Below are 7,193 nucleotides of genomic sequence, written 5' to 3' on the forward strand. Positions count from 1 at the left end.
AGCCTTCTCGTCGGACTCATCGATGGAAAACATCGCGGCACTGCGGGCATCTCCGTCGGTGAGGATCTCCTCGTGCTGCTCATGGTAGGCATCGAGTGCCTTTTGCCAGCGGATCTCGCTCATGCCCCAGTCGTCATCGAGCTCGCCCAGGTCGCGAACGTGCTCGCGGGCGGCAAGGGTCACGCGGCGGAAGAGCGCATTGCGCACCAGCAGTGTGCAGCCGCGGCGGTCCGCCACGACCTCGTCGATGCCCTGCGGCGGCGCAACGTCGAGGGCTGCCGGGTTGCCGGCGTTCTCCCACTCGTCCACCAGGCTCGAGTCCACCGAGCGCACCACAAAGCCCAGCCACGAAATGATGTCACGCAAGCGCTCATCTCGCTTCTCAATGGGCACGGTGCGATCGAGGGAACGGTAGGCCTCTGCCAGGTAGCGTAGCAAAATGCCCTCGGAGCGGGCGATGCCGAGCTTTTGAATGTAGCCCTTAAAATCGCTCGCGCTTTCCAGCATATCGCGCAGAACGCTCTTGGGAGAGAGCTGATAGTCGTTGGCCCAGGGCACTTCCTGGCAGTACTTGTCAAAAGCGGCGTCGAGCAAATCCTCGAGCGGCTTTTCGTACGTGACGTCTTGAATGCGCTCCAGACGCTCCTCATACTCGATGCCGTCGGCCTTCATCTCGGTCATAGCGCGATCGCGTGCGGCGCGCTCCTGTGCGCGCAGCACCTGCTTGGGATCCTCGAGCGTTGCCTCGACCATTGAGATCAGGTCCATGGTATAGGTCTCGCTCTCGGGATCGAGCAGCTCCAATGCGGCAAGCAAGAACGGCGAGAGCGGCTGATCGAGCGCGAAGTCCTCGGGCAGATCGACCGTCAGCGCATAGTCGATGTCTGGCGCGGCGTCAGCCGGGGCGTCAGACGCGGGCGGCACCTCGGTGCGCACGACAACGCCGGAGTCGATGAGCGTGGCGAAGATTTCGTCGGCGCGAACCTCGAGCTTGGCCTTTTCCTCGGGGGTCTGCAGGCTTGTCTCGATGAGGTCGTGTACGCGGGCTCGGGCATCGCCGCCCTGCTCGACCACGCTAATCACCATGGAGTGCGTGATGCGCAGGCGCGGCTTGAGCGTCTCGGGCTGCGTCTCGATCAGGCGCTCGAAGGTCTGCTTGTTCCAGGTGACAAAGCCCTCGGGGGCCTTCTTCTTTTTAATCTTGCGGAGCTTCTTGGGGTCGTCGCCCGCCTTGGCCATAAGCTTTGCGTTCTCGATTTCGTGCTCCGGGGCCTCGGCGATTACCATGCCCTCGGTATCGAAGCCCGAGCGGCCGGCGCGACCGGCAATCTGATGGAACTCGCGGGCGCGCAGGCGACGCATCTTGTAGCCATCGAACTTGGTGAGCGCGGTGAGCACCACGGTGTGGATGGGTACGTTGATGCCGACGCCGAGTGTATCGGTGCCGCAGATGACGGGCAGCAGGCCCTGCTGCGCCAAGCGCTCGACCAGCAGGCGATAGCGCGGCAGCATACCGGCGTGGTGCACGCCGACGCCGCAGCCGAGCAAGCGCTTGAGGATCTTGCCGAAGGCCGTCGAGAAGCTCGTGCCCTTTGCCGCTTCCTTAATGGCCTCGCGCTGCTCCTTGCTAGCGATGCCAAAATTGGCGAGCGACTGTGCCGTCGCAAGGGCGGCATCCTGGCTAAAGTGCACGATATAGAGTGGGGCCTCGCCACGGCGCATGGCGAGCTCGACCGTGCCCTCGAGGGAGGTCGTCACATAGTCGTAGCTCAGCGGAACAGGACGCGGGGCGTCGACAACCAGGTCGCAAGCAGCGCCGGTGTGCTCCTCGAGTGAGGCTGCGATGGCAGTGACATCGCCGAGCGTGGCGCTCATGAGCATAAACTGCGTGTGGGGCAGGGTGAGCAGCGGTACCTGCCAGGCCCAGCCGCGGTCGGGGTCGGCAAAGTAGTGGAACTCGTCCATGGCCACGCAGCCCACGTCGGCGCCCTCGCCCTCGCGCAGTGCATCGTTGGCAAGGATTTCGGCCGTGCAGCAGATGACGGGCGCCTTGGTATTGATATGCGTATCGCCGGTGATCATACCGACGTTATCGCGGCCGAGCACCTGTACCAGATCGAAGAACTTTTCGCTGACCAAAGCCTTGATAGGGGCCGTGTAATAACAGCGCTTGCCCTGCGCCATGCCCATAAAGAGCATGCCCAGCGCGACGAGCGATTTACCCGATCCGGTCGGTGTGCCCAAAATGACGTGATCACCGGCAGTCAGGTCCATGAGGGCCTCTTCTTGGTGATCCCACAGTTCAATGCCGCGATCGCCCGTCCATTCAAAGAAGCGCTCGAAGGCTTGATCGGGCGTGAGCCATGGTTCGGGCTCGCTGCCGTCCTCGGGCTCCCACCAGGTGGGGGAGAGCGCGCCGAGCGAGCCAAACTCGGCTTCGGTTCCCGTGCCGCCCGAGAATGAGCTGGCAGCGCCGGCGCCGGAGACGGTGCTGGCGGCGGTATCTGTCGTGGTCTGTGCCATATGGTTGCTTTCTCTCGCGATTGTCCGCCAACTATTATGGCGTAGCGGCGGCGCGGGGTGCCAGCGCGCGAGAAAATGCAGGAAATGGGCGTTCTGCCCAGCCGTTTGGTGCAGTCGCCAGCTAAGTGAGTAGACTTTTTGCGATGTCGCGAGCACACGGCTTTTGCGTAAGGGCTCTACCTGCGGTTTTAGTTTTCGTTATGCGGGTTGTGCTTGGCTATTGCAAAAAAGTCTACTCACTTAGGTTTAAGGGCCGTTCGCTGGCGCCTATTTGCGCTTGTTTGCCGACGCCGCGACCATCAGAAGCCCCTAGGACTCTTGCGGTAGACGCTTCTTGCCCTTGCGGGCACGGTTTCTAAAGTTCTCGACGGCTTCTTCCATGCCCAGGGGTACATAGGTGAGCTCATCGAGGTTTTCGGGCAGGTAGCAGGCAAGGCTTTGCTCCTGCGCGCGGCCCGCCGCGAGCTGCTCTTCGATGGGTTCCGCGCCGGGCGTAGCGCAAATGCCATAGACGGCGGCACCCATCTCGCGCGTGCGGCGCTCGTACTCGGTCTCGGGATGCTCGGGATGGTCGCGGCGGACGTCGTCGCTTACCCAAAGCGTATCGTAGCCGGCCGCGGCAAACTGTCCCAGGGCGTAATCGCGCAACGGCTTGCTATCGGTGCGCAGTGTGACGGTAGCGCCGGCTGCAAAGAGCGGGCGGTAGAGCATCAGATGGTCGACATGGACGAGTCGTTTTTTAGCGTACTTGGCCTTGGGCTGCGGCGTGGGATAGTTAATGGTGATGGCATCGAGCTCGCCTGCGGCAAACAGCCGTGGCAGCGATGCGGCGCCTCGGGGCAGGACGAGTGCGTTGGATAGCCCCTGTTCGCAGATTTTCTGCGCGGCATAGGCGATGCAGATGGGCTCCTGGTCCATGCCGATAAAGAGGGCATCGGGCTCGCGGTGGGCGCGCTCTACAAGGTACGTTCCCTTGCCACAGCCAAGATCCAGGTGAAGGTGCTCGAAGGGCTTGCTGCCTGCGGGCGCACAGGCCTTGCGCCAATCTCCGGCATAAGCCTCGGGGTTTGTCTCAATCGCATCGGCGTAGCGCTCCAGGCGCTCCTCGAGCACAAAGTTCTTAGGCGTGCGAACGTGGACGGCTCCCATGAGGCTCCTTGGTCATAAGTATGGAACGCATAGCTGCACGTTCCGTCAATGGATTGAAAAAGGGCGGGCATAGTTTGCCCGAAAGATGCGATGCGGCTCGACGGCGAGTCGTCGATGCCTACAGACGCTTGAGAATCACATAGCGGTTGAGCTCGCCGCTGCGACCGTCGGCATGGAAGCGCTCGAGCTCGCGTACGGGAACCTCGCCACTCTTGTAGAACGTACGGACGCCACGCACCAGGTCGGTGATCTGCTGATCGTCAAAGTGATGGCAATAGCGGTAGGCGTGGCGGTCGTTTTGCCAGCCGATGAGGTGGTCGCCGGCTTCAAACTGCGCTGAATCGTAACCCTCAAACGGCGGGGTGAGCTCGGCGCGGGCCTCGGCTCGAACGGCCTTGCGCGCCATGCGCTCGTCGTTCATGAACTCCCAAAAGCTGATGGCGATGATGCCGCCTGGGCGCGTCTGCCGCACCAGGGCGTCGAGCACGCGTACGCGGTACTCGCATGACGGTACGTGGTGCATAAAGCCAAAGCAGACCGAGATGTCGGCGAGTGGGGCGTCGAAAAGCACGTCGGGCGTCTCGGCGGGGTTGAGCTTCATGAGAGCGTCGAGCACATCGAGTTCCTGGAAGTGCAGGTTGGGAATGCGCAGGGCGTGACCACGTGCATCGATGGCCAGGTCTTGGCACGAGTCGACACCATAGAACTCAAACGGGCAGCTGGCATCCGCCGAGGGGTTTGCGCCGTCGACGCCCTTGGCGGCAAGTGCGCCGCCGGCGGCAAAGTTCTCGAATCGCATATTGCCGCAGGCAAGATCGAAGACGCGGACGGGATGCTCGATCGTGGCGACGTCGAGCTGTTCGAGCGCGATGTCCATGGTGCGCACCCAGCCGGGCCACGGGGCTTGGCGCGTATCGGAAAAGGAGGCGGAGTGCTCGCGATAGAACGTGTTATTGAGCTGGATGAGCGATGAGGCGAAATCGCGGTTCACGGCGCGGAACTCCCTCCGTTGGCGGTGCGAAACAAACAGTACGACCATACTACCGTTAACGCCGCAACGGGGACAACCAAGCTACGGGTCATTGCTTTGTTTGGACACATTTCCGCAGCTCATATGCATCCGCAACCGCCGGTTGTCAAAAATCTCACTAGAATAGGTGGTATGCTTTTGGCGGTGGCGGATACATTTTTAACTGTGCAAGGCGCCTTAAGAACAAAAACGGTCCGGCGGCACGGCTGGCATCACATAGGAGGAACCATGAATGTAGAAACTGCGCAGCGGCTCGCCGACCTTCGTCGCAGCAAGGGCTTTAGCCAAGAAGGGCTGGCGCGAAAGCTGGGACTGTCGCGCCAGGCGGTCAGTAAATGGGAGCGCGCGGAGAGCTCGCCCGATACCGAGAACCTGATCTCGCTCGCCAAGCTCTACGGCGTGAGCCTGGACGAGTTGCTCAATCCGAGCGACGAGATTGAGGACGATATCGAGTTTGAGAACGAGGACCGCGCCCGTCAGCGCGAGGCGGAGGCGGCGGAACGTGCCCGCACCCACGAGGCGGCGGCGCGCGCCACGGAGGCAGCTACGCAGGCGAGTGATGCCGCGGCCAAGGCGGCGCAGGCGGCGAGCTGGAGTGCGCAGGCCGCCAATGCCGCTACGGCGCAAGCGACGAGTGGCACCGCGGTTGGCTCGACTCCGGTGAAGGGCCCGTTCCAGTCGTTCCCGTATTGGGCCGTGTGCTGGCTGCTGTTCTTTTTGCTGATGTTCCTGTTTGGTGCCGGCCCCTTTGCCGCGCTGATCTTCTTTACGGTTCCCATCTATCACTGGGTGGCGCGTGCGCTCGATGGTGATTGGGCGCGCGGGGATATTCAGGTTGGTCCGGCGTCGGTGGCGATCAAGGCCCAGGGGAAGGATACTTCTGCGGAACCTGATGCTGACGTGGCTACCACGACCACCGCTGAGCCATGTGCCAAAGAGGGTGACGAATGATGAAGTTTTCGCATGAATCCAAGCTGCGCCTGGGCGTCGGCATCGGAGCGTTCGTGCTCATCATCGGACTTGTCTTTGGCGTTTCGCGGACATTGATTCATTTTGATGGCCCGTGGGATCTCGACGATGTTGTATCCGGCTTGTCTGGTATGGACGATGCGCTTGACGAGGACGATCTTTTGGATAGCGGTAACTATTCCGCTCGGCCTCAACAGCTTTCGAGCGAAACGTTTGATGCCGACGCGTTCACATCGCTTGACTTGGACGTGACGTCGGGCACGGTCGAGGTCAAACACGTCTCCGGCGGGCCAGTGCGCGTGATTGAAAGCGGTCGCGTGGCAACGGGGACCGTTGCCTTCGATGCGGCAACCCAGAACCTGGCCGAAATCAAGGGCTCTACGCTCAAGATTCGCCAGTTCGATTGCGATGACGAGCGCGCCATTGACCGCACGGTTACCGTCGAACTGCCGCGCAAAGTTGCCGATAACATGGCGGGCATTACAGCGAATGTAGGATCGGGTGATCTGACGGTCGCGGGCATTGCGTGTCATGACCTCAACCTGACTCTGGACTCGGGAGACGTTGAGTTTACGGGCACCGTGACCGATACCCTGAATGCCGAGGTCGGTTCGGGCGATGTGACGTTCGAGCTTTACCCGGCCCCCACGAAGTCGATGGACGTGAGTGTGGGCTCGGGCGATGTGGAGATGACGGTTCCGAACTCGACGGGCTTTAAGGCGAGCCTCACCTTGGGCAGCGGTGACTTCGAGAGCGATTTCCTTCCGCTTGGCTACGACGGCGAGACCATTTTGAATCTTGAATTCGATAACGGTGACAAGTCTGCCACGTATCGTTTTGAGGTCGGTTCGGGCGACATGTCGTTTGATTCGGAGTATTGAGGCAGACGAAAGCCTAGGCGAAGATATAGACGCGCTGTTTGATGAAGGCGCCGAAGCCGAGATCGGCTCCGGCGCCTTTGCCTTTACAATGGGGGCATGGAACAGATTATCTTGAACATACTCGAGGCTCTGCGTCGCGGCGAGACCGTGGACGACAAGGCGCTCGTCAAACTGATACATGCCGAGGCGCGCCGTGAGGGTGCCGACAAACGCGATTTGGCCAAGCGCCGTCTGCTGCCGTTCTACCAGCGGGTAAAACGTGAGGAGCCGGCTCGTTGGGCTGGGTGGAATGTCGATGCCGAGTTGGAACGTCAACTGCTGCAGGTGCTGCGCATGAAGCCTCGTCGCACGGCTTCGGGCGTGGCGACCATTACCGTCATCACCAAGCCGTGGCCGTGCTCGGGCGATTGCCTGTTTTGCCCCAACGACCTGCGCATGCCCAAAAGCTATTTACATGCCGAGCCGGCGTGTGCCCGTGCGGAGCAAAACTGCTTCGATCCGTATCTGCAGGTGAGTGCCCGTTTGACGGCGCTTTCGCAGATGGGTCATGCGACCGATAAGATCGAGCTCATTGTGCTCGGCGGTACCTGGAGCGACTATCCGCAAGGGTATCAAACGTGGTTTATGTCGGAGCTTTTCCG

Annotated in this window: 5 protein-coding genes and 1 pseudogene; 3 read left to right on the plus strand and 3 right to left on the minus strand. The window is 61.4% G+C overall.

What is annotated here, in order from left to right; translation table 11 throughout:
* The 3 genes from ARB25_RS07650 to ARB25_RS07660 form a co-directional block, all read right to left on the minus strand.
* On the minus strand, positions 1 to 2,523 hold a 2,523-nt coding region (locus ARB25_RS07650), incomplete at its 3' end, for a DEAD/DEAH box helicase (protein WP_055287118.1).
* Between the two features lie 309 nt (positions 2,524 to 2,832).
* Positions 2,833 to 3,672: a tRNA (guanine(46)-N(7))-methyltransferase TrmB gene (gene trmB / locus ARB25_RS07655; RefSeq protein WP_055287124.1), complete on the minus strand. Its 840-nt coding sequence runs from the start codon at positions 3,670 to 3,672 to the stop codon at positions 2,833 to 2,835.
* Between the two features lie 118 nt (positions 3,673 to 3,790).
* A complete protein-coding gene (locus tag ARB25_RS07660; RefSeq protein ID WP_055287126.1) occupies positions 3,791 to 4,663 on the minus strand; it encodes a class I SAM-dependent methyltransferase in 873 nt (290 codons plus the stop codon).
* 267 nt (positions 4,664 to 4,930) lie between these two features.
* On the opposite strand from ARB25_RS07660, the gene ARB25_RS07665 reads away from it, so the two are divergent.
* From ARB25_RS07665 to ARB25_RS07675, 3 genes and pseudogenes are all read left to right on the plus strand, one after another.
* Positions 4,931 to 5,653: a helix-turn-helix domain-containing protein gene (locus ARB25_RS07665; protein WP_055287128.1), complete on the plus strand. Its 723-nt coding sequence runs from the start codon at positions 4,931 to 4,933 to the stop codon at positions 5,651 to 5,653.
* Complete coding sequence (locus tag ARB25_RS07670) at positions 5,650 to 6,552, plus strand: DUF4097 family beta strand repeat-containing protein (protein ID WP_055287130.1); 903 nt, start codon at positions 5,650 to 5,652, stop codon at positions 6,550 to 6,552. The genes ARB25_RS07665 and ARB25_RS07670 overlap by 4 nt, the downstream gene beginning before the upstream one ends.
* A gap of 96 nt (positions 6,553 to 6,648) precedes the next feature.
* A pseudogene (locus tag ARB25_RS07675) lies at positions 6,649 to 7,193 on the plus strand (elongator complex protein 3); the annotation flags it as partial.

Source organism: Collinsella aerofaciens, from assembly GCF_001405375.1.
GTDB lineage: Bacteria > Actinomycetota > Coriobacteriia > Coriobacteriales > Coriobacteriaceae > Collinsella > Collinsella aerofaciens_F.

Excerpts from the sequence above, each read along its gene's own strand:
- trmB (WP_055287124.1), bottom strand. The coding sequence starts at position 3,672 with ATGGGAGCCGTCCACGTTCGCACGCCTAAGAACTTTGTGCTCGAGGAG.
- ARB25_RS07665 (WP_055287128.1), top strand. The coding sequence starts at position 4,931 with ATGAATGTAGAAACTGCGCAGCGGCTCGCCGACCTTCGTCGCAGCAAG.
- ARB25_RS07670 (WP_055287130.1), top strand. The coding sequence starts at position 5,650 with ATGATGAAGTTTTCGCATGAATCCAAGCTGCGCCTGGGCGTCGGCATC.